This window comes from Agromyces mediolanus (assembly GCF_044917495.1).
Lineage (GTDB): Bacteria > Actinomycetota > Actinomycetes > Actinomycetales > Microbacteriaceae > Agromyces > Agromyces mediolanus_B.
The window spans coordinates 127,082-148,313 of record NZ_JAVSSI010000007.1 but is presented as its reverse complement, the minus strand read 5'-3'; the positions used below and the strand labels follow the sequence as shown (position 1 = coordinate 148,313).

General features: G+C 73.3%; 17 protein-coding genes. 11 read left to right on the top strand and 6 right to left on the bottom strand.

All coding sequences use genetic code 11. From position 1 onward, the window contains the following. The first annotated feature begins 65 nt into the window (after nt 1-65). The 4 genes from ROT00_RS11915 to ROT00_RS11900 all read left to right on the top strand — a co-directional run bounded on the left by ROT00_RS11915 (nt 66) and on the right by ROT00_RS11900 (nt 5,010). On the top strand, nt 66-1,076 hold the full coding sequence (locus ROT00_RS11915) for a DNA-methyltransferase (protein ID WP_404775112.1): 1,011 nt from the start codon (nt 66-68) through the stop codon (nt 1,074-1,076). Further along, nucleotides 1,073-1,993, top strand: coding sequence for an LLM class F420-dependent oxidoreductase (locus tag ROT00_RS11910; protein ID WP_404775111.1), 921 nt, complete (start codon nt 1,073-1,075; stop codon nt 1,991-1,993). The genes ROT00_RS11915 and ROT00_RS11910 overlap by 4 nt, the downstream gene beginning before the upstream one ends. Nucleotides 1,994-2,040: 47 nt before the next feature. Then, nucleotides 2,041-3,666, top strand: coding sequence for an amidohydrolase (locus ROT00_RS11905; RefSeq protein WP_404775110.1), 1,626 nt, complete (start codon nt 2,041-2,043; stop codon nt 3,664-3,666). A 264-nt stretch (nt 3,667-3,930) separates the two neighbouring features. Then, nucleotides 3,931-5,010: a BMP family lipoprotein gene (locus ROT00_RS11900; RefSeq protein ID WP_404775108.1), complete on the top strand. Its 1,080-nt coding sequence runs from the start codon at nt 3,931-3,933 to the stop codon at nt 5,008-5,010. A 136-nt stretch (nt 5,011-5,146) separates the two neighbouring features. Here ROT00_RS11900 and ROT00_RS11895 read toward each other — a convergent pair whose 3' ends face one another. After that, nucleotides 5,147-6,148 (bottom strand): LacI family DNA-binding transcriptional regulator, encoded by a 1,002-nt coding sequence (locus ROT00_RS11895; RefSeq protein WP_404775107.1) that lies wholly within the window; start codon nt 6,146-6,148, stop codon nt 5,147-5,149. Between the two features lie 191 nt (nt 6,149-6,339). Between ROT00_RS11895 and ROT00_RS11890 the strand changes: the two genes are divergently transcribed. Continuing rightward, nucleotides 6,340-7,272 (top strand): nucleoside hydrolase, encoded by a 933-nt coding sequence (locus tag ROT00_RS11890; protein ID WP_404775106.1) that lies wholly within the window; start codon nt 6,340-6,342, stop codon nt 7,270-7,272. A 353-nt stretch (nt 7,273-7,625) separates the two neighbouring features. On the opposite strand, the gene ROT00_RS11885 is transcribed toward ROT00_RS11890, so the two are convergent. Then, nucleotides 7,626-8,657 carry a LacI family DNA-binding transcriptional regulator gene (locus ROT00_RS11885; RefSeq protein ID WP_404775105.1) on the bottom strand — a complete coding sequence of 344 codons (1,032 nt, stop codon included), beginning with the start codon at nt 8,655-8,657 and terminating at the stop codon, nt 7,626-7,628. Nucleotides 8,658-8,741: 84 nt separating this feature from the next. Continuing rightward, nucleotides 8,742-10,196 carry a GH1 family beta-glucosidase gene (locus tag ROT00_RS11880; RefSeq protein ID WP_404775103.1) on the bottom strand — a complete coding sequence of 485 codons (1,455 nt, stop codon included), beginning with the start codon at nt 10,194-10,196 and terminating at the stop codon, nt 8,742-8,744. A gap of 172 nt (nt 10,197-10,368) precedes the next feature. Here ROT00_RS11880 and ROT00_RS11875 point away from each other — a divergent pair, with 172 nt between their 5' ends. Beyond that, the gene (locus ROT00_RS11875; RefSeq protein ID WP_404775102.1) at nt 10,369-11,184 is read left to right on the top strand and encodes a M15 family metallopeptidase; all 816 of its coding nucleotides are present in this window, start codon (nt 10,369-10,371) and stop codon (nt 11,182-11,184) included. 425 nt (nt 11,185-11,609) lie between these two features. Next, complete coding sequence (locus tag ROT00_RS11870; RefSeq protein ID WP_404775101.1) at nt 11,610-12,929, top strand: amidase domain-containing protein; 1,320 nt, start codon at nt 11,610-11,612, stop codon at nt 12,927-12,929. 186 nt (nt 12,930-13,115) lie between these two features. Here the strand turns inward: ROT00_RS11870 and pgm are convergent, their stop codons facing one another. Both pgm and ROT00_RS11860 read right to left on the bottom strand, forming a co-directional pair. After that, the gene (gene pgm / locus ROT00_RS11865; RefSeq protein WP_404775099.1) at nt 13,116-14,744 is read right to left on the bottom strand and encodes a phosphoglucomutase (alpha-D-glucose-1,6-bisphosphate-dependent); all 1,629 of its coding nucleotides are present in this window, start codon (nt 14,742-14,744) and stop codon (nt 13,116-13,118) included. Between the two features lie 40 nt (nt 14,745-14,784). Continuing rightward, nucleotides 14,785-16,047: a DUF445 domain-containing protein gene (locus ROT00_RS11860; RefSeq protein WP_404775098.1), complete on the bottom strand. Its 1,263-nt coding sequence runs from the start codon at nt 16,045-16,047 to the stop codon at nt 14,785-14,787. 143 nt (nt 16,048-16,190) lie between these two features. Between ROT00_RS11860 and pheA the strand changes: the two genes are divergently transcribed. Together pheA and ROT00_RS11850 are read left to right on the top strand one after the other, a co-directional pair. Then, nucleotides 16,191-17,171: a prephenate dehydratase gene (gene pheA, locus ROT00_RS11855; protein ID WP_404775096.1), complete on the top strand. Its 981-nt coding sequence runs from the start codon at nt 16,191-16,193 to the stop codon at nt 17,169-17,171. 1 nt (nt 17,172) lies between these two features. After that, entirely contained in the window at nt 17,173-18,003 is an 831-nt protein-coding gene (locus ROT00_RS11850; protein ID WP_404775094.1) for a hypothetical protein, read from the top strand. On the opposite strand, the gene ROT00_RS11845 is transcribed toward ROT00_RS11850, so the two are convergent. Continuing rightward, nucleotides 17,950-18,966: a diacylglycerol/lipid kinase family protein gene (locus tag ROT00_RS11845; protein WP_404775092.1), complete on the bottom strand. Its 1,017-nt coding sequence runs from the start codon at nt 18,964-18,966 to the stop codon at nt 17,950-17,952. The genes ROT00_RS11850 and ROT00_RS11845 overlap by 54 nt on opposite strands. Before the next feature lie 87 nt (nt 18,967-19,053). On the opposite strand from ROT00_RS11845, the gene serS reads away from it, so the two are divergent. Next, the gene (serS, locus tag ROT00_RS11840) at nt 19,054-20,322 is read left to right on the top strand and encodes a serine--tRNA ligase (RefSeq protein ID WP_404775091.1); all 1,269 of its coding nucleotides are present in this window, start codon (nt 19,054-19,056) and stop codon (nt 20,320-20,322) included. Further along, nucleotides 20,319-21,212, top strand: a complete 894-nt coding sequence (locus ROT00_RS11835) for an HAD family hydrolase (protein WP_404775089.1) — start codon at nt 20,319-20,321, stop codon at nt 21,210-21,212. The genes serS and ROT00_RS11835 overlap by 4 nt, the downstream gene beginning before the upstream one ends. The last annotated feature ends 20 nt before the right edge of the window (nt 21,213-21,232 follow it).

Below are 21,232 nucleotides of genomic sequence, written 5' to 3'. Positions count from 1 at the left end.
CGGGCATCGTAGCGGGCGCAGGCGTCCGCGGCTCGCGGGCCGGGCCGTGCTGGCAGACTGGGGTCGTGGCCGCCGCCGAACCGAACCGCGTCATCCACGCCGACAACCTCGACGTGCTGCCGACGCTGCCCGACGGCGGGTTCACGATGATCTACCTCGACCCCCCGTTCAACACCGGCCGGCCGCAGGAGCGTCGCGCGACGAGCCACGTGCGCATCGTCGAGCCCGACGAAGCATCCGCCCCCGACGAGGCAGCCGAGTCCGACGAGGCATCCGAGCGCCCCGAGGCGTCCGAGCCCGACGAGGCAGCCGACGGTCCCGGCGACGAGCCCCGGCCCGCGCCCGCGACGGTCCGCGGCTTCGCCGGCCGTCGCTACGAGCGGGTGCGCGGCGACCTGCTGCGCTACGACGACCGCTTCGAGGACTACTGGGCGTTCCTCGAGCCGCGCCTCGTCGAGGCGTGGCGGCTCCTCGCCGACGACGGCACCCTCTACCTGCACCTCGACTACCGCGAGGCGCACTACGCGAAGGTGCTGCTCGACGCGCTCTTCGGCCGCGAGTGCTTCCTCAACGAGATCATCTGGGCGTACGACTACGGCGCGAAGACGAAGCGCCGCTGGCCGACGAAGCACGACACGATCCTCGTGTACGTGAAGGATCCGGCGAGGTACTGGTTCGACTCCGCGGGCGTCGACCGCGAGCCGTACATGGCGCCCGGGCTCGTCACGCCCGAGAAGGCGGCGGCGGGGAAGCTGCCCACCGACGTCTGGTGGCACACCATCGTCTCGCCGACGGGGCGCGAGAAGACCGGCTACCCGACGCAGAAGCCCGAGGGCGTGCTGCGCCGCATGGTGCAGGCCTCGACCCGCGAGGGCGACTGGGTGCTCGACTTCTTCGCCGGCTCCGGCACGACGGGCGCGGTCGCCGCCGCCCTCGGCCGGCGCTTCGTGCTCGTCGACGAGCACCCCGACGCCGTCGCCGTGATGCGGACGCGGCTCGGCGCGGTGCCGGGCGTCGTCTTCGAAGGACCACCGACCGCGCCGTCCGCGGCGCTCGACGCGAAGGAGCGCGCATGAAGTTCCGGATCTTCACCGAACCGCAGATGGGGGCGAGCTACGAGCAGCAGCTCGCGATGGCGCTCGCCGCCGAACGGCTCGGCTTCGACGCCTTCTTCCGCAGCGATCACCTGCTCACGATGGGCGGCGACGGGATGCCGGGGCCGACCGACTCCTGGGTGACGCTCGGGGCGCTCGCGCGGGAGACGTCGACGATCCGGCTCGGCACGCTCGTCACGAGCCTCACGTTCCGGCATCCCGGTCTCACCGCGATCCAGGTCGCGCAGGTCGATGCGATGAGCGGCGGCCGGGTGGAGTTCGGGCTCGGCACCGGATGGTTCGCCGCCGAGCATTCCGCCTACGGCATCCCGTTCCCGGCGCAGCGCTTCGGCCTGCTCGAGGAGCAGCTCGAGGTCATCACCGGCCTCTGGGCGACCCCGCTCGGCGGGCGCTTCTCCTTCGAGGGCGACCACTACACGCTGCAGGACTCGCCCGCGCTGCCGAAGCCCGTGCAGGACCCGGTGCCGATCATCGTCGGCGGCACCGGCCGGAGCCGCACACCGGCGCTCGCCGCGCGCTTCGCGCACGAGTACAACGTGCCGTTCAGCACGAACGAGGAGATCGCCGAGGCGTTCGGGCGGGTGCGCCGGGCAGCGGAGGAGTTCGGCCGCGACCCGGGTTCGCTCGTCTACTCGGCGGCCCTCACGACGACCGTGGGGGAGACGGATGCCGCGTACCGGCGGCGTGCGGCCGCCATCGACCACGATCCGGCGGAGCTCGCCCGCGAGGGCATCGGCGGCACCGTCGCCGAGGTCGTCGACCGCATCGGCGGGCTCGCGGAGCTCGGCGTCGAGACGCTCTACCTGCAGCTGCTCGACTTCGACGACCTCGAGGTGCTCGAACTCATCGCGGCCGAGGTCGTGCCGGCGTTCGCCTGAGCGGGCGATCGAGCGGGGCGGGCGGGACGCGGAGCGAGGGGGCGGGGATGACCGAGACGCTGTACACGGGGCGGTTCCGCACACTGGCGGATGAGGCATCCGAGCCGGCGACGGGTCTGCTCGTCGGCGACGACGGCCGCATCGCCGCGGTGGGGGAGGACGCCGCGCTCGCCGCGGCGCACCCCGGCGCGCGACGCGTCGCGCTCGACGGCTGGGCGATGCCCGGGCTCATCGAGCCGCACGGGCACCCGGGCACCGCCGCGGTGCTGTGCTCGGAGCTCGTCGTCGACATCCGCCCGGTCGTGGTGCCCGACGCCGATGGCGTGCTCGCGGCCCTGCGGCGCGCGGTCGCGGCAGGCGGGCCGATCTTCGCCAACGGCTGGGACGGGCTGCTGCAGCGCGGCCTGCCCGCCCCCGACCGGGCCTGGCTCGACGAGCTCGCGGGCGAGGTACCGATCGTGATCGTGCACAACTCGGGCCACTCGGCGTACTTCAACACCGCGGGCGCCCGGCTCGCCGGACTCGACCGCGAGACGCCCGACCCGGTCGGCGCGAGCTTCGGCCGCGATGCGCGGGGCGACCTCGACGGCATCGCCCTCGAGGCCGGCGCCGTCGAGCGCGTGATGGCGCCGCTGCTCGCCCGGGGGCGGGCGGAGTTCCCGCGGCTGTTCGCGGCGCACCTCGCCGAGCTGTCGGCGCTCGGCTACACGACCGTCGCCGACCTGTCCTGGGACCCCGCGCTGAACCCCGTCGTCGACGCACTGCGCGGCTCCGGGGGTGGCGCCGGGCGGTTGCCGCTGCGGCTGCGGTGGTACGAGATGTCGCGTCCGGGCGGCGCACCGGCCGAGGCGCCCGGCCGGGATGCCGTGCTCGATCCCGTGTTCCGCCAGATCGGCGTGAAGACGTGGAGCGACGGCTCGCCCTGGGTCGGCAACATCGCCACGAGCTTCCCCTACCTCGACACCGAGGCGACCCGCTCGATCGGCCTCGAGTCCGGCCACCGGGGCCGCGCGAACTACTCGAGCGAGGAGCTGCTCGCGATCGCCGAGCCGTACGCCGCCGCGGGCTGGCAGCTCGCCTGCCACGCGCACGGCGACCTCGCGATCGCCTCGACGCTCGACGTGTACGAACGGCTCATCGCGCGGCACGGGCTCGTGGACCACCGGTTCCGGCTCGAGCACGTGGGGGCCGCGACGCCGGAGCTGTACGCGCGGGCGGCCGCGCTCGGGGTGACGGTCAGCGTCTTCGTCGACCACGTGCGGTACTGGGGCGAGGTGCTCGTCGACGGGCTGTTCGGGCCAGAGCACGGCGGCGCCTGGGCGGATGCCGGGGCCGCGTTCGCCGCCGGGCACCGGGCGACGTTCCACAACGACGGCTGGGTGACGCCGAACGAGCCGTTCCGGAACATGGCGGTGGCCGAGACGCGGCTGACGCGGAACGGACGGCGGATGCCGGGCGGCGCCCCGGTGTCGCGGGCCGACGCGCTGCGGGCGCACACGGCGAACGCGGCGTGGCAGCTCTTCGGCGAGCGGGAGATCGGCGCGCTCGAGCCCGGCCGCTTCGCGGACTTCATCATCGTCGACCGCGACCCGGTCACCGTCCCGGCCGAGCAGCTCGCTGAGACCGTCGTGCACGGCACGTACCTCGCCGGGGAGCAGGTCGCCGGCGCGTAGCTCGTGCGGCCCGCCTGCCTGGCCCGCGAGGGGCGGCGCGGTGCGAGGCGCGGCGCGGGAGGGGGACGGATGGCCCGGGCTGACCTCTTGCGGCGCGGGGCCGCAGCAGTATCATGGTGCCACGTGATGCGTAATCGATTGCGCAGAATTTGCTGAGGCGATGGTGCGGGTGCAGCCTGGCCCGCCGGATCCGCCCGGCACACTCGACGCGATCGAGGCATCCGTCCTTGCATCCCCCCTGCCTCGCCAGACGAAGGAGTACCCGTGAGACAGCACCGCACCCGCACCGCCGTCGCGCTCGCCGCCATCGGCGGCCTCGCGACCGCACTGACCGCCTGCTCGGCAGCCCCGCCCGAGGCGAGCGGCGACGCCGCCGCGGCGAACGGCGACTTCCTGGCCTGCATGGTCTCCGACTTCGGCGGCTTCGACGACCGCGGCTTCAACCAGGCCGTGCTCGCCGCCCTCGACACCGCCGAGGAGCAGTACGGCGTCGAGACCCTGCGCCTCGAGTCCACCACCGAGAACGACTACGCGCCGAACCTCGCCCAGTCGATCGACCAGGGCTGCGACTTCACCGTCACCGTCGGCTTCTCGCTCGCCGAGGCGACGAAATCGGCCGCCGAGCAGAACCCCGACTCGCGCTTCGCGATCATCGACGACTCGTCCATTGACCTGCCGAACGTGAAGCCCGTCGTCTTCGACACGGCGCAGGCGTCGTTCCTCGCCGGCTACCTCGCCGCCGGCTACTCGAAGACCGGCACGGTCGCGGTGTTCGGCGGCCAGCCGTTCCCGCCCGTGCTCCTTTTCATGGACGGCTTCTCCGACGGCGTCGACCGCTACAACGCCGACGCCGGCACGCAGGTGAAGCTCCTCGGCTGGAACAAGGCGGCGCAGGACGGCACCTTCTCGGGCACCTTCACCGACATCGCGGCGGGCAAGACGCTGACCCAGACGTTCATCGACCAGGGCGCCGACGTGATCATGCCGGTCGCCGGCTCGCTCTACCTCGGCAGCGGCGAGGCCGCGCACGAGGCCCCGGGCGACGTCGTGCTCGTCGGCGTCGACAACGACGTGGTCGAGCTCTCGCCCGACCTCGCCGACGTCATGCTGACCTCGGTGATGAAGCAGATGGCCGACGCGGTCGTCGAGCTCATCGGCCAGGCCGTCGAGGACGAGTTCGACAACAGCCCGTTCATCGGCGAGCTCGCGAACGACGGGGTCGCGATCGCGCCGTTCCACGAGTTCGAGGGCTCGGTGAGCCCGGAGCTCGCCGCCGCCGTCGACGCCATCCGGGAGCAGATCATCTCGGGCGAGATCGTCGTCGAGTCGGTCAACGCACCGTAGCGGTGGCGTAACCGGTTCATCCGGGATCGGATGCCGCGGGGCTCGAGGCGCCCCGCGGCATCCGCCCGTCTGCGCGACTGCCGCGTCACCGCGCTGGCGCTGAGCGGGTGCGACCGCGCCCTGGCGGCGCCGGCGCTCAGCGGGTGGTCGAGCCGCCGACGAGCAGCGTCGGCGCGACCCGGCTGCTGCGCACGGGCGCCGTGGATCCGGCGACCCGCGACAGCAGGAAGCCGATCGCGTCGGCGGCGACCGCCTCGATGGGCTGCACGACGGTCGTGAGCGTCGGCGCGAGCACCTGCGAGAGCTCGGTGCCGTCGAAGCCGGTGACGAGCAGATCGCGCGGCACCTCGACGCCGTGCTCGCGCAGCCGGCCGATGAGGCCGAGGGCGATCAGGTCGGATGCCGCGACCACCGCGTCGGGGAGCGCACCGCGGCCGACGAGCGCGTCCGCCGCGGCGGCGCCGGCGGCGAGGCTGAAGTCGCCGCGGAACGGCTCGCCGACGGCGAAGACCTCGCGGTCGACCCCGCGGTCGAAGGCGTTCCAGCGCTCGACGCCGCTCGAGGTGACGTCGTCCGCGCCGACGTAGACGAGCGAGCGGGCACCGCGCTCGTGCAGGTGCTCGACCGCGAGGCCGATGCCGATCTCGTTGTCGACGCCCACGTAATCGGCGAGCGAGACGCCCGCGGATCGGTCGATCTGCACGAGCGGGATCTCGGCGCCGACGGCTCGCAGCGCACCGGCCGAGCGCTGTCGGTGGGAGGGCACGATGACGATGCCGTCGACCTTGCGGTCGCCGAAGACGGTGAGTCGACGCGACTCCTCGGCGAGCTCGCCGTGCGAGTCGGCGAGCAGCAGCTCGAAGCCGCCGCGGTGCAGCTCGTGCTCGACGGCATCGACGAGCTGGGCGAAGTAGGGGTTGCCGATGACGGGCACGATCATGCCGACGATGCGCGTCGAGCCCTCGCGGAGCGCCCGGGCGATGGGGTCGACGCGGTAGCCGAGCTCGGCGGCGACCGCGCGCACCTTCGCGATGGTGGCGGCGGCGACCCGGTTCTTGCCGGAGAGCGCGCGCGAGGCGGTGGCGACCGACACGCCCGCGGCATCGGCGACCTCCTGCAGGGTCACGGCGTGCGGCATCGTCTGCTCCGGTCTTGCGCACCGCGGCGGGGCGCATCGCTCCCACTGTAGGGGTTTCGGGGGCTCGGCCGGGGAAGGGCTTGACAAATCCGACGCCGAAGAGTGCAATCGATTACGCAAAGCTTGTGCAGCTTGGCGAGGATGCCGCGACGGCATCCAGCGCCCCTGCACCCGAGACGACCGGAGCGCTCATGACCACCCCCATCATCCTCGATTGCGACCCCGGGCACGACGACGTGTTCGCGATCTGGCTCGCCGCCGGCGACCCCGCGATCGAGCTGCTGGCGATCACCACCGTCGGCGGCAACGGCCGGCTCGAGCACACCACGCTGAACGCCCGCATCGCCTGCACCGTGGCCGGCATCGAGGGCGTGCCGATCGCCGCGGGAGCCGCGGGCCCGCTCGCCGGGGAGCTGCACCCCGCCGACTGGATCCACGGCGACAACGCCCTCGGCGGCCCGGTGCTGCCCGAGCCGACCGTGCCCCTCGACGAGCGCGACGCGATCACCCTGATGCGCGACGTCCTCGAAGCGGCCGCCGAGCCCGTCACGATCGTCGCCACCGGACCCCTCACGAACGTCGCCGTACTGCTGCGCGACCACGCCGAGCTCGCCCCGCGGATCGCCCGCATCGTCTGGATGGGCGGCTCGACGACGCGCGGGAACGTCACCCCGTACGCCGAGTTCAACGCCTGGACCGACCCCGAGGCGATCAAGATCGCGCTCGACAGCGGCATCGACTTCACCATGGTGGGACTGAACATCTCGCACCAGGCGCTCATCACGCGCGAGGTGCGCGACCGCCTCTCGGCGATCGGCACCCCGCTCTCGGCGTTCGGCGTCGAACTGCTCGAGTTCTTCTGCTCGACCTACGAGCGGGCGGAACGGATGCCGGACGGCCCGCTGCACGACCCGATCACCGTCGCCCTCCTCGCCGACCCGGCCGTGGCGACGACGGTGCGCACCCGGATCGACGTCGAGCTCGCCGGCACCGAGACCCGCGGAGCGACGAGCACGGACCTCATCGACATCCTCGGCCGCGAGCACAACGCGACCGTCGCGCTCGACCTCGACGTCGACCGCTTCTGGGGGCTCATCGAGCGCTCGCTCCGCGCGCTCGGGTAGCGCGAGGTCGCCCGGTCGCGCGGTCGCGAGGTCGCCCGGTCGCCCGGCCGCCCGGTCGCGAAGTCGCGCGAACGGCTGGTTCGAAGCGCCCGGAAGCGCGGTTCGTGCGACTCCGCATCGTGGAGTCGCGCGAACGGTTCGTCGAACGGCCGGGGGCGAGCGGTTCGTGCGACTTCGGCCCGCGGTCCGGGCGGGCGGCGGGCGGGCGTGCGGGGTCGGGCGGCCCGCGGTCCGGGCGGGCGGCGGGCGGGCGTGCGGGGTCGGGCGGCCCGCGGTCCGGGCGGCCGACGGGCGGGCGGGCGGCGGGCGGTAGGCGGCCGGGCGGGCGGGGTCCGGCCAGGCCGGCGGCCGGGCTAGGCCGACTCGCGGAGCACGAGCCGGGTCGGCAGGATGGTCCGGCGCGGCACCGTCTCGTCGCCCCGGATCAGCCGGATGAGCAGCTCGGCCATGAGACGCCCCTGCTCGGCGGACGGCTGGGCGACCGTCGTGAGGGGCACCCCGGCGCGGAGCGCGGCCGGGCTGTCGTCGAAGCCGACGATCGCGACGTCGTCCGGGACCATCAGGCCCCGCTCCGCGAGCACCGCGAGGGTGCCGGTCGCCATCAGGTCGCTCGCCACGAACAGGGCGTCGATGCCGAGCGGGCGTCCGTCGCGTCCGTCGCCGACGCGGTCGAGCAGCCGCCGGGTCGCGGCCGCCGCGCCCTCGGCGGTGAAGTCGGCGGTCTCGACGAGCTCGTCCGGCAGCCCCGCCGCGGCGACCGTGCGGCGGAAGCCGTCGAGCCGGTCGATGCCGGCCGGCATGTCGAGCGGACCCGAGATCGTGCCGATCCGGCGGCGCCCGATCTCGATCAGCCGCTCGGTGCCGCTCACGGCCGCGGCGACGTTGTCGACGTCCACGACGTAGGCGTCGGAGGCGGTCGAGGGGCGGCCGCCGTAGACGAGGGGCACGGTGGCGTGCTCGAACAGCTCGTCTCCGGCGTGGTGCGAGATGACGATGGCCCCGTCGACCGCGCCCGACTCCAGGTAGCCGCGCGTCTTCCGCTGCGGGTCGGCGGAGGCGACGAGGAGGTTGAGCACGTATTCGCTGTCGTCGATCCGGTCCATGATGCCCTGCACGACCGAGGCGAAGTACGGGTCGCCGAAGAAGACGGTGACGTCCTCCGGCACGATCAGCGCGATCGAGCTCGTGGAGCGGCGGGCGAGCGAGCGCGCGGCCCGGTTCGGCACGTAGCGGAGCTCGGCGACGGCGGCGTTCACGGCGGCGACGACCTCGGGGCTCACCTTGGGGGAGCCGTTCACGACCCGGCTCACGGTCGCGCGGGACACTCCGGCGCGGCGCGCGACCATCTCGAGCGTGGGCGCTCCGCCCGCGGCATCCTTCGCCATGCGGCAAGTCTAGGTCGCGCGCGCCGCCTGTTTCAGACCACGAGTTGCCCATCTTTCATGGAATTCGGGCAAGCCGGGGCGGGATCAGAGGGCGCGGTCCCGGATGACGCGCTGGTACGCCCGCCCGCTCTGCTTCACCGTGCGCTCCTGAGTGTCGTAGTCGACGCGCACGATGCCGAAGCGCTTCTCGTAGCCCCAGGCCCACTCGAAGTTGTCGAGCAGCGACCAGTAGAAGTAGCCGTGCACGGGGGTGCCCTCGTCGATCGCGTCGAGGATCGCGCCGAGGTGCAGCTCGAGGAACTCGGCGCGCTCGACGTCGGGCACCGTGCCGTCGGGCTCGACCACGTCGTCGTACGCCGCGCCGTTCTCCGTGACGTACAGCCGGATGCCCCGCTCGCCGGTGTACTCGCGGTGTACCCGGGTGAGCAGCTCTGTGAGCCCGTGCGGCTGCACCTCCCACTGCATCGAGGTCAGCGGCAGGCCCTGCGGGTGCCAGTGGACGTCGTCGCCGTTCGGGAAGGGCGAGCCCGTCGCGCGGGCGGTCGGCGCCTGGGCGGGCAGCGGATGCTCCGCCGGCCGGTCGCTCAGGAGCTCGCCGTGGTAGTAGTTCACGCCGAGGGTGTCGATCGGGGCGCTGATGGTGCGCAGGTCGCCGTCGTGCACCGCTTCGTCGAGCACGTGCCCGAGGCCGAGGTCGTCGAGGTCGTCGAGGAAGTCGACCGGGTACTCGCCGCGGAGGACCGGGTCGAGGAACACCCGGTTGAAGCCCGCGTCGATGCGGCGGGCCGCGTCGACGTCGCCCGGCCGGCTCGGGTCGACGGGCTTCGCGACGGTGAGGTTCAGGGTGATGCCGAGATCCAGCGAGGCATCCCGTTCCCGCAGCGCCTCGACGGTGAGCCCGTGGCCGAGCATGAGGTGGTGCGCGGCGCGCAGGCCGTCCTCCTTCGAGAAGCGTCCCGGTGCGTGCGCGCCGGCCGTGTAGCTCAGGAAGGAGGAGCACCAGGGCTCGTTCAGCGTCGTCCACACCTCGACGCGGTCGCCGAGCTCGTCGTGCACGCTCAGGGCGTAGTCGCGGAAGCGCGCGGCGGTGTCGCGGTTCGTCCAGCCGCCCTGCTCCTCGAGCGCCTGCGGGAGGTCCCAGTGGTAGAGCGTGAGCCAGGGCTTGATGCCGGCGCCGAGCAGCTCGTCGACGAGCCGCGAGTAGAAGTCGATGCCCTCCGGGTTCACCGGGCCGCCGTCGGGACGCACCCGCGACCAGGAGGTCGAGAAGCGGTACGTCTGCAGGCCGAGCTCGCGCATGAGCGCGACGTCGGCCGGCATCCGGTGGTAGTGGTCGCAGGCCACGTCGCCGGTGTCGCCGTTGATGACCGCGCCGGGGACCCGGCAGAAGGCGTCCCAGATCGAGGCGGTGCGGCCGCCCTCGAACGCGGCGCCCTCGATCTGGAACGCGGCGGTCGCGGCGCCGAAGAGGAAGGAGTCGGGGAAGGCGCGGTCCGGCCGCGGCTCGCCCGGACGGGACAGCTCCGTCGCATCGGTCATGGGCGTGCCTCCAGGGGGTCGGTGTCGTCGTCGCGCGAGCCCGCGTTCCCCGCGCTGACGCGCTTCGGGACTCGGCGCTGCGACTCTAGGCGGGGTGCCGCGCGCTGTCAAGAGAGCGCTCTCACGCTTCGATTCCCAGGGAGGCCGATCGGGCCGGACGTACACTCGGAGGGTGTCCGAGAGCTCCAACCGCCCAGCCGTCAGCGAGGCGGTGCACCGTCGCCGCATGATCGTCGCGCTCGCCCTCACCGCGGCGCTGATCGGGGTCGCCGCCTTCGTCGTGGGTGCGGCCTCCGGTGGACCGGCCGGTGCCTCGGCGGGCGGCACGAAGGCTCCGGCGAGCGAGACGCCGACGCCGCGCCCCGCGCCCGAAAGCGCTCCGCCCGCGCAATCGGTGCCCGTCTTCGACATGACGGCGCACTCCATCGACGACCCCGACAGCATCTGGGTCGTCGTCGACAAGCTCCGCCCGCTCGATCCGCAGGACTACGAGCCGGCCGACCTCGTCGAGGTGCCCGTCGCGCACACCTGGGAGCCGCTCATGCGGCAGGAGGCCTCGGATGCCATCGTCGCGATGTTCGACGCCGCCTCGAGCGAGGCCGGGCTCGCGCTCGCCTCGAACAGCGCCTACCGCTCGTACTCCACGCAGGAGGAGATCTACGACGGCGACGACACGCTCACCGCGCGCCCGGGCTACAGCGAGCACCAGACGGGGCTCGTGATGGACATCGGCGCCGAGTCGGGCGACTGCTCGCTCGACGCCTGCTTCGGCGACACCGACGAGGGCGTCTGGCTGCGCGACAACGCGTACCGCTTCGGCTTCATCCTGCGGTACCCCGCCGACAAGATGGACGTGACCGGCTACGAATACGAGCCCTGGCACTTCCGCTACGTCGGCGTCGACCTCTCGACCGAGATGCACGACCGCGGCATCACGACGCTCGAGGAGTTCTTCGGCCTGCCGGCCGCGCCCGAGTACGCGGAGTAGCGCGGCCGGGTGCCCGCGCCGCTGGCCCCCGCATCTGCCGCTGCCCATTCCCCGTGCCGAGGTGCCTCCTCCCCGCGCCGGGGTGCCTCCTTCCCCGTGCCGAGGTGCCTCCTTCCCGCGCCGGGGGAGGAGATTCGAGCCGGGCGAGGGTTGGATGCCTCGGAGCATCCTCCCTGGGTGACGAATTCCTCCGCCCGCCGCCGCAACCCAGCCCGCTCTCGCCAGCCCCGCCCAGCCCTGCCCAGCCCTGCCCAGCCCAGCCCAGCCCAGCCCAGCCCACTCCAGCCCAGCCCGGGCAGGCGCCCGCGAAGCCGATGCCCCGTGGCCGCGCTCTCACGGGCCTCCCAGCATTCGGGAAGATTCCTCACAAAATCGCATGATGGGGTGTCCAGGTTCCGTTTCCCCCAACCCGGACTCCCGAATCAGTGCCTGAACTCTCCCCCGATGCCCCTGCCCGCCGCCGCTCCAACTTCGTGCCCGCCGAGCCCACCCAGCTCCCCGGCGACCTGAGCGGTACCGACCGCGACGCCGAGGCGGCGCCCGCCGACACGGCGCCCGCCGACACGGCGCCCGCCGACACGGCGCCCGCCGAGGCCGTGCCCGCCGCGACCGCGCCCGCCGAGGTGGCGCCCGCCAGCGCGGCGCCCGCGCGCACCGCGGCCCGTCCCGCCGCGCGTCGCCCGAAGCACCGCGCCGCACCGGCCGGCAACCGCCGTGCGGGAGCCCGAGGCATCCGCCGCGCCGCCGCCCTCACCGGGGCGAGCGCCATCCTCGGCGTGACCGCCTTCGGCGCGGTCTCGGCCGCCGGAGCGACCGGTTCCGAGTCGCCGGCATCCGAGTCCATCGCCGCCGACGTCACCCCGCACGTCGCGAACAGCGACGAGCTCAGCGTCACCCCCGGCGGATCCACCGTCTCGCAGGTCGAACAGGCGCCCGTGGTGACGAGCGGGCTCTCCGTCGCCGCCGCGCCCTTCACCGGCGGCACCCAGGTCACCGTGGAGGGTGAGGGTCTCGACGAGGTCGCCGCCGTGCAGGTCGGCGGGGCCGCCGCGACGATCGTGTCCGCCGACGAGACGAAGCTCACCTTCGCGGTTCCCGCCGTCGCCGACACCGCGCTCGGCTCGGTCGCCGTCACCATGACCGAGGCTGACGGCACCGCGGTCGCCGCCGAGACCCCGGCCTCGCCCGCGACCGCCTCCTTCACCGCGGCGCACCCCCAGGTCGCGGCCGCCTCCCCGGTCGCCGTGCCGTCGGAGCTCAGCCTGACCTACACGAGCGACCCCGGCATCGACGCGCAGCTCGGCTACGTGCTCGCGTACTGGAGCGACTACAACACCGACGGCTACACCGTGATCTCCGGCAACGACTGCGCGAACTTCACCAGCCAGTCGCTCATCGCCCGCGGCTGGACGATGAGCGGCGACTGGTACTACGACGCCGGCACCGGCGCCATGTCGGCCAGCTGGTCGAGCTCGACCGCGATGCGCGACTGGCTGCTCGGCCGGCCCGATCTCGCGACCCCGCTCGACGACTCCCAGCGCGCGCAGGTGAAGGTGGGCGACATCGCCCAGTTCGACTGGGATGCCTCGGGCGACCGCGACCACACGGCGATCGTGACCCGCGTGGAGCGCAGCGACGCCGGCACCCGGATCTGGGTCGGCGGGCACACCAAGGACGCCGACTACTGGGATGTCGACGAGGCGATCGCCGGCGGCGGCACCGTCAACTACTTCTCCGTGAAGTAGCAGGCCGGGCCAGTCGCGCCCACCGCGCGGGAGGAGATTCGCGCCGAGGGAGGTGCGGATGCCCCGAATCATCCTCCCGCCGCGCGAATCTCCTCCCGCGGAGCAGGGGAAGCAGGGGAAGCAGGGGAAGCAGGGGAGCAGGGGAGCAGCGGAGCAGGGGTGCAGGGGAAGCCAGACCCAGCCCCACTACCCGCCGAGGGCCTCGCCGACGATGCGCTGGGCCTCCGCCTGCACGAGCCGCAGGTGCTCGGGCCCGCGGAACGACTCCGCGTACACCTTGTAGACGTCCTCCGTGCCGCTCGGCCGGGCGGCGAACCACGCGTCGTCCGTCACGACCTTCACGCCGCCGATCGCGGCGTCGTTGCCGGGCGCCCGTGACAGCTTCGCCGTGATCGCCTCGCCCGCGAGCTCGCTCGCCGCGATCGCCTCGCCGTCGAGCCGGCCGAGGGCCGCCTTCTGCTCGGGGGTGGCCGCGGCATCCGTCCGCTCGTACGCGGGGTCGCCGAAGCGCTCGACGAGGCCGCGGTAGAGCTCCGACGGCGACTTCCCGGTGACCGCGCGGATCTCGGCGGCGAGCAGGCACAGCAGGATGCCGTCCTTGTCGGTCGTCCACACCGAGCCGTCGAAGCGGAGGAAGGATGCCCCGGCGCTCTCCTCGCCGCCGAAGCCGACCGAGCCGTCGATGAGGCCGGGCACGAACCACTTGAAGCCGACCGGCACCTCCCAGAGGCGTCGGCCGAGGGAGGCCGCGACCCGGTCGATCATCGAGCTGGAGACGAGCGTCTTCCCGATCGCGGCATCCGCCCGCCACTCGGGCCGGTGCGCGAAGAGGTACTCGATCGCGACGGCGAGGTAGTGGTTCGGGTTCATCAGTCCGCCGTCGGGCGTGACGATGCCGTGCCGGTCGGCGTCGGCGTCGTTGCCGGTCAGCAGGTCGAAGTCGCCGGCCTTCGCGACGACGGACGCCATCGCGTTCGGGCTCGACGGGTCCATGCGGATCTTGCCGTCCCAGTCGAGCGTCATGAACGACCAGGCGGGGTCGATGAGCTCGTTCACGACGGTGAGGTCGAGCCCGTAGCGGTCGCGGATGGCGGCCCAGTAGTTCACGGATGCGCCGCCGAGGGGGTCGGCGCCGATGCGGATGCCCGACTCGCGGATGGCGTCGAAGTCGATGATGCTCGCGAGGTCCTCGACGTAGGCGGAGCGGAAGTCGTACGTCTCGACCGCGCTCGGCTCGGCCTGGTTCACCTCGACGAGCCCGCCCTCGATCAGCTCGTTCGCCCGGTTCGCGATCCAGCTCGTGGCGTCGCTGTCCGCCGGGCCGCCGTGCGGCGGGTTGTACTTGAAACCGCCGTCCTGCGGCGGGTTGTGCGAGGGGGTGATGACGATGCCGTCGGCCTCGCCCTCGGCACGGCGGACAGGGTCGGCGTTCCACGCGATGATCGCGCGGGACAGGGCCGGCGTCGGCACGTAGTCGTCGAACTCGTCGACGAGCACGCGCACCCGGTTGCCGACGAGCACGTCGAGCGCGGTCGTCTGCGCCGGAGCCGAGAGCGCGTGCGTGTCGGAGCCGATGAAGAGGGGGCCGGTGACGCCCTGCGCCGTGCGGTATTCGACGATCGCCTGCGTGATCGCGAGGATGTGCGTCTCGTTGAAGCTCGAGGTGAGGCTCGAGCCGCGGTGGCCCGAGGTGCCGAAGGCGACGCGCTGCGCCGGCACCGACACGTCGGGCGTCAGCTCGTAGTATGCCCGGACCAGGGCGTCGACATCGATCAGATCGGCCTCGAGGGCCGGGGTTCCCGCTCGCTCGTGCATGCGCCCAGTCTTCCACTCCGCCCCGACGCGCGCAGCGCGATCAGAGCAGGCCGTGCAGCGCGGTCGCGACGCTGAAGATCGCGAGGCCGGCGAGCGCGCCGACGACGGTGCCGTTGATGCGGATGAACTGCAGGTCCCGGCCGACCTGCAGCTCGAGCTTCTCGGTCGTCTCCCGAGCGTCCCAGCGCTCCACGGTCTCGGTGATCACGCCGGCGATGTCCGAGCGGTAGTTCCGCACCACGTAGGCCGCGGCATCCGTCAGCCAGCCGTCGACCTTCGCCTGCAGCGCCGGGTCGGCGGCGAGGCGGGCGCCGAGCTCGACCAGCGCCTGGCGGATGCTCCGGCGCAGCTCGCTCTCGGGATCCGCGAGCGCCCGGGTCAGCGAGCCCTTGACCGCCGCCCAGGCCTCGCCCGCGAACTCGCGCACCCGCGGGCTGTCGAACAGCTCGGCCTTCAGCCGCTCGACCTTCGCGATCGTCTCTGGGTCGTGCTGCAGCCCCTCCGCGAGGTCGCCGAGGTACCGGTCGATCGCGAGCCGGAGCGGGTGGTCGTCGTCGGCGCGCACCGCCCGGACGAACGCGAGCACCTCGCGGTAGGCGCGCTCGTCGACGAACCGGTCGACGAGCTTCGGCACCCAGCGGGGGAGCCGCTCGCTCACCATGCTGCCGAACGCCTCCGGGTGCGCCTCGAGCCAGGCCTCCGCGCGCGCCAGCAGGGCGTCGATCGCCGGGCGCTGCTGGTCGGCCGCGACCAGCCGGGCGCCGACCCGTCCGATGGCGGGCGCCCACTCCGGACCGAGCAGGTGCCGGCGGGCGAGCTGCTCGAGCAGCTGCTCGACGTCGTCGTCGCCGAGCAGCTCGAGCAGCGCGTTCGCGGCGACGGATGCCTCGGCGGCCAGCCGCTCGGCGTGCTCGGGCCGCTGCAGCCACTCGCCGGCGCGGCGGGCGGGCTCGACGGAGCGGAGCTTGCCGAGCACGACCTCGTCGGAGAGGAACTCGTGCTCGACGAAGGCGCCGAGGCTCGCCCCGATCTCGTTCTTGCGGGTCGGGATGATCGCGGTGTGCGGGATCGGCAGCCCGAGCGGCCGGCGGAACAGCGCCGTCACCGCGAACCAGTCGGCGATCGCGCCGACCATCGCGCCCTCGGCGGCGGCCCGCACGTAGCCGAGCCATTCGATGCGGTCCTGCAGGGCGAAGGACACCGCGAACACGAGCGCGGCGACGATGAGGAGCGCCGTCGCGATGGTCTTCATCCGGCGGAGCGCGGCGCGGCGCTCCGCGTCGCTCGGAACGACCCGTTGCATGCCTCGCAGTATTTCAGGAACATCCGCCGGTTATGCCCGGCGTGCCGTTCGTCCTTCGGCTTCGCCGCGCGCGAGCGGGCGGGGTGCTTCCTGAGTTGTCGAAGGGGCGAAGGCGGCCCCCGGCGCTCGACTAGGCTCGCTGCATGACGGACGCGCCCGCGGCGCCCGGCGCATCCGCCGGGGCCCCCACCGACCCGAGCTACTCCTACCTCGGACCGGCCGGCACGTTCACCGAGGCCGCGCTGAAGCAGGTCCCCGAGGCGCAGGGCCGGCCCTGGCGCCCCGTCAACAACGTGGGCGAGGCGCTCGCCGACGTCGTCTCCGGCCGTTCCGTCGCGGCGATGATCGCGATCGAGAACTCCGTCGACGGCGGCGTCAGCGCCACGCAGGACGCGCTCGCCACCGTGCCCGGGCTCCGCATCATCGGCGAGTACCTGGTGCCCGTGAACTTCCTGCTCGTCGCCCGACGCGGCACCGCGCTCGCCGAGGTGCGGGTCGTGAACGCTCACCCGGTCGCCTACGCCCAGTCGCGCGGATGGCTCGAGCGGGAGCTGCCGGAGCACGGGCACATCCCCGCGACGAGCAACGTGCAGGCCGCGACGAGCCTCTTCGAGGACGGCGACCGCGCCGACGCAGCCGTCGCACCGCCCGGCATCGTGGAGCTCCTCGACGTCGACGTGCTCGCCCGCGACATCGGCGACAACCCGAACGCCGTGACCCGCTTCGTGCTCGTCGGCCGCTCGCGCGAGCTCCCCGAGCGCACCGGCGCCGACAAGACGAGCGTCATCGTCGAGCTGCCCGACGACGAGCCGGGCGCGCTGCTCGCGATGCTCGAGCAGTTCTCGACCCGCGGGGTGAACCTCTCGCTCATCCAGTCGCGCCCGATCGGCGACGCCCTCGGGCGCTACCGCTTCGTCGTCGACCTCGAGGGGCACGTGCAGGACGAGCGCGTCGCCGACGCACTGCTCGGCCTCCGGCGTTTTTCACCCAACGTGATCTTCCTCGGCTCCTACCCGCGGGCCGACCGGCGGGAGATCGCCTACCACTCGAAGTACGACGACGGGGTGTTCGTCGAGGCCCGCGACTGGCTGCGCGGCATCCTCTCCGGGGAGCCGGACGCCTGAGATGACCGAGCTCGACCCCCGCTTCGACCCGCGCTTCCAGCGCGGCTACGTTCCAGGGTCGGGCGAGGAGGACCCGCGAGCGGATGCCTCGCCGGCGCTGGGGACGGCGGAGCGTGCGGCGGTCGCGCCCCGAATCCCGGAGTCGGCTGCGGCGGACCCGGTGCCGCCCGCGCCTGGCGTCGAGTCCGACGCCCATGCGCAGCCGCGCGCGGAGGCCGCGTCCGCAGGCGATCCCGGCGCAGCCGAGGGCGGGCGCATGCGCCGTTGGCTCTGGGCCGCATTCGCCGTCTGCGGGATCGCGCTCGTCGCCGGCGTCGCTGCGGCCTGGGTGAGCGTCTACCGCGACGAGTCGTACTTCGCCGGCCCGGTCCCGCCGGGTGCCTGGGAGGAGCTGCGCTGGCTGGTCGCGCCGGGGCTCATCGAAGCGGGCGTGCTCGGTGCGCTGGCGCTCGCCGTGTGGCTCGGCGTCCGCGGTGCGGCCCGGGGCGAGTCGCTGCGGTCCGCGCCGGTGATCGGGCTGGCGTCCATCGCGGCCGCTGCGGTGCTGCTCCTGCTGTGGACCGGCACGGGCCCGACCACGAACACGGTCTACGCGACGGATCCCGCCGGCTGGGGTGAGGAGGAGCGTCGCGAGGCCGCACTGGCGGTGCTGCGCTCCGTGCTCGCGCCGATCGCCGTGCGCGTCGGCGTCTTCGCCGTGCTCGGCATCCTCGTGATCGGCGCCCGCTCGGCGATCGCCGGCCGTGCCGAGCCGGCCGAGCCGCCCGCGGCACCCGCCTCAGCGGGGGACGCGGATGGTGAGCGCGGCGGGATCGACGCGGAAGTGCGCTGAGACGATCTCGCCGAACTCGTCGCCGTCGATCTCGAACTCCTGCGGCTCGCCGTCGATGTCGATCTCGACGGAGCGGCCGCGGGAGTAGGCGACGGCGCGGTGCCGGTCGCCGCCCGTGAGATCCATCAGCTGCCGGCCGAAGGCGCTCTTGCGCAGCACGCGGTTCTCCCAGGCGACGGTGCGCCACACGAACAGCCAGCCGAAGAGGTTGCGCGGCTGCAGGCGCACGACGTCGAGGCGGCCGTCGTCGATCTCGGCATCGGGCACGAGCTCGATGTTGCCGGGCAGGTAGCCGAGGTTCGCGACGAGGATGCTCGACACCTTCGAGCGGTGGTGGCGTCCGGCATCCATCCGGTACGCGATGCGGAAGGGCTGGGACGCCGGCAGCGAGCGCAGCCCGGCGTCGACGTAGGCGAGCCAGCCGACGCGCTTCTTCAGCTCGGGGTTCGTGTTCGAGATCATCGCGGCGTCGATGCCGATGCCGGCCATGACGAGCGAGGTGTGCGACTCCTTCGCGCCGTTCGGACGCACGACGTCGGCGACGAGCACATCGACGGTGCGGTCGCCGCCGGAGAAGGCGAGCACGACCGCGTCGTCCACGTCGTTCACGGGCACGTCGATGTTGCGGGCGAAGAGGTTGCCGGTGCCGAGCGGCACGATGCCCATCGGCACGCCGCTGCCGCTCAGGCCTGCCGCGACCGAGCGCACGGTGCCGTCGCCGCCCGCGGCGATGACGAGGTCGACGCCGGCCTCGAGCGCTTCGAGGGCCATGCCCTTGCCGGGGTCGTCCTCGAGGGTGTCGATCCAGAGCGAGGGCGCGAAGCCCTGTCGCTCCTCCGCCCGCTCGACGGCGGCGCGGAGCGCATCGACGCCCTGCTTCGTCGGGTTGCTGATCACGGCGGCGCGCGGGCGCTCGGACTGGTCGTCGGTCGCCGGGCCGCCGGCGGTCGTTTCGCTCGCCACACGCCAACGGTACGGCATCCGCGGCGCAGGACCGGGGAGCCGGATGCCCCGACCGCCCCGTGTGCGGCTCCCGGCTAGACTTGCGGGGTGATCGATCCCGTGCTGCTCCGCGAGAACCCCGAGCTGGTCAAGCGTTCGCAGGAGCTGCGCGGGGAGTCTCCCGAGCTGGTCGACGAGGCCGCCGCCGCCGACGCGGCGCGCCGCACGGCCATCACCGCGTTCGAGACGCTCCGCGCCGAGCAGAACGCCTTCGGCAAGCAGGTCGCGAAGGCCCCCAAGGAGGAGAAGGCCGGGCTCGTCGCCCAGGCCCAGCGCCTCGCGCAGGCCGTGAAGGACGCGAATCACGCCGCCAACGAGGCCGACGCCGCGTTCCAGGCCGTCGTGCAGCGCATCGGCAACGTCGTAATCGACGGAGTGCCCGCCGGCGGCGAGGACGACTTCCTCGTGCTCCGCGAGGTCGGCGAGATCCCGGCGTTCGACTTCGAGCCCCGCGACCACCTCGAGCTCGGCGAGCTGCTCGACGCGATCGACATGGCCCGCGGCGCCAAGGTGTCGGGCGCGCGCTTCGACTACCTGAAGGGCGTCGGCGCCCGCCTTGAGCTGGGCCTCATGAACATGGGCCTCGACCGGGCCATCCAGGCCGGCTTCATCCCGCTGATCACGCCGACGCTCGTGAAGCCGGAGATCATGCAGGGCACCGGCTTCCTCGGCGCCCACGCCGACGAGATCTACTACCTCCCCGACGACGAGCTCTACCTCACCGGCACGAGCGAGGTCGCGCTCGCGGGCTACCACCAGGGCGAGATCCTCGACGTCTCCGAGGGGCCCATCCGGTACGCCGGCTGGTCGACCTGCTACCGCCGCGAGGCCGGCTCGCACGGCAAGGACACCCGCGGCATCATCCGGGTGCACCAGTTCAACAAGCTCGAGATGTTCAGCTACATCGACCCGGCGGATGCCGAGGCCGAGCACGAGCGCCTGCTCGGCTGGCAGGAGGGCATGCTGCAAGACCTCGGCCTCGCCTACCGCGTGATCGACACCGCCGCCGGCGACCTCGGCTCGAGCGCGGCCCGCAAGTACGACGTCGAGGCCTGGGTGCCCACCCAGGGCGCCTACCGCGAGCTCACCTCCACCTCGAACTGCACGACCTTCCAGGCGCGCCGCCTCGACATCCGCCACCGCACCGAGAGCGGCAAGACCGCGCCGGTCGCGACCCTCAACGGCACGCTCGCCACCACCCGCTGGATCGTCGCCATCCTCGAGACGCACCAGCAGGCCGACGGCTCGGTCGTGGTCCCGGAGGCGCTGCGCGGCTACCTCGGCGGCCTCGAGGTGCTGGAGCCGGTTCGGCGATGAGCGACCGTCGCGAGCCCCGGGTGCGCACCATCGTCGAGCAGACGGCGGATGCCTCGGCGGGCTCGCGCCCGCAGGCTGCGCCCCTGCCGCCGGAGGAGCGGTGGTTCGTCGCGCTCGACGTCGACGGCACCGTCATGCACGAGGACGAGTCGATCGACCACGCGGTCGCCGAGGCCGTCGCATCCGCGGTCGCACGCGGGCACCACGTGACGCTCGCGACCGGGCGCTCCTGGTCGACGACGGGGCCGGTGCTCCGCTCGCTCGGCCTCGACCCCGAGTACGTCGTCTGCGCGAACGGCGCCGTCACCATGCGCCGCGATGCGAGCGCCGACGACGGCTACCGCCGCGAGTTCGTCGAGGTCTTCGACCCGACCGCCGTGCTCGAGCGCATCCGCGCGGTGCTGCCGGCCGGCGAGTTCATGATCGAGCTCGGCGACGGCTTCCGCCTCTACACGGCCGGAATGACCGAGTGGAACCTCGACCGCGCCCGCGAGGTGCCGTTCGACGAGCTGTTCGGCCAGGAGGCCACCCGCGTCGTCGTGCGCAGCCGTCAGCACGGGCTCGAGGAGTTCTTCGAGATCGTCGACCGCATGGGCCTGCACCACGTGAGCTACGCGATCGGCTGGACGGCCTGGCTCGACATCGCCCCCGACGGGGTGAACAAGGCGACCGCGCTCGAGCGGGTGCGCGGCTGGATCGACCACCCCATCGACCGGGTGCTCGCCGTCGGCGACGGCCGCAACGACATCGAGATGTTCCGCTGGGCCGGCGCCGCCGGTCGCGCCGTCGCGATGGGGCAGGCGCCGGAGGAGGTGCGCGGGGTCGCGGGCGAGGTCGCCGGCGCGATCGACGACGCCGGTCTCGCGGCCGTGCTCGACTCGCTGCCCTGAGCGCCGCCGCGACGGCGCGG

Coding starts and splice junctions, on each gene's coding strand:
- ROT00_RS11910 (WP_404775111.1), top strand. CDS start 1,073: ATGAAGTTCCGGATCTTCACCGAACCGCAGATGGGGGCGAGCTACGAG.
- ROT00_RS11905 (WP_404775110.1), top strand. CDS start 2,041: ATGACCGAGACGCTGTACACGGGGCGGTTCCGCACACTGGCGGATGAG.
- ROT00_RS11895 (WP_404775107.1), bottom strand. CDS start 6,148: ATGCCGCACGCCGTGACCCTGCAGGAGGTCGCCGATGCCGCGGGCGTG.
- ROT00_RS11890 (WP_404775106.1), top strand. CDS start 6,340: ATGACCACCCCCATCATCCTCGATTGCGACCCCGGGCACGACGACGTG.
- ROT00_RS11885 (WP_404775105.1), bottom strand. CDS start 8,657: ATGGCGAAGGATGCCGCGGGCGGAGCGCCCACGCTCGAGATGGTCGCG.
- ROT00_RS11880 (WP_404775103.1), bottom strand. CDS start 10,196: ATGACCGATGCGACGGAGCTGTCCCGTCCGGGCGAGCCGCGGCCGGAC.
- pgm (WP_404775099.1), bottom strand. CDS start 14,744: ATGCACGAGCGAGCGGGAACCCCGGCCCTCGAGGCCGATCTGATCGAT.
- ROT00_RS11860 (WP_404775098.1), bottom strand. CDS start 16,047: ATGCAACGGGTCGTTCCGAGCGACGCGGAGCGCCGCGCCGCGCTCCGC.
- pheA (WP_404775096.1), top strand. CDS start 16,191: ATGACGGACGCGCCCGCGGCGCCCGGCGCATCCGCCGGGGCCCCCACC.
- ROT00_RS11850 (WP_404775094.1), top strand. CDS start 17,173: ATGACCGAGCTCGACCCCCGCTTCGACCCGCGCTTCCAGCGCGGCTAC.
- ROT00_RS11835 (WP_404775089.1), top strand. CDS start 20,319: ATGAGCGACCGTCGCGAGCCCCGGGTGCGCACCATCGTCGAGCAGACG.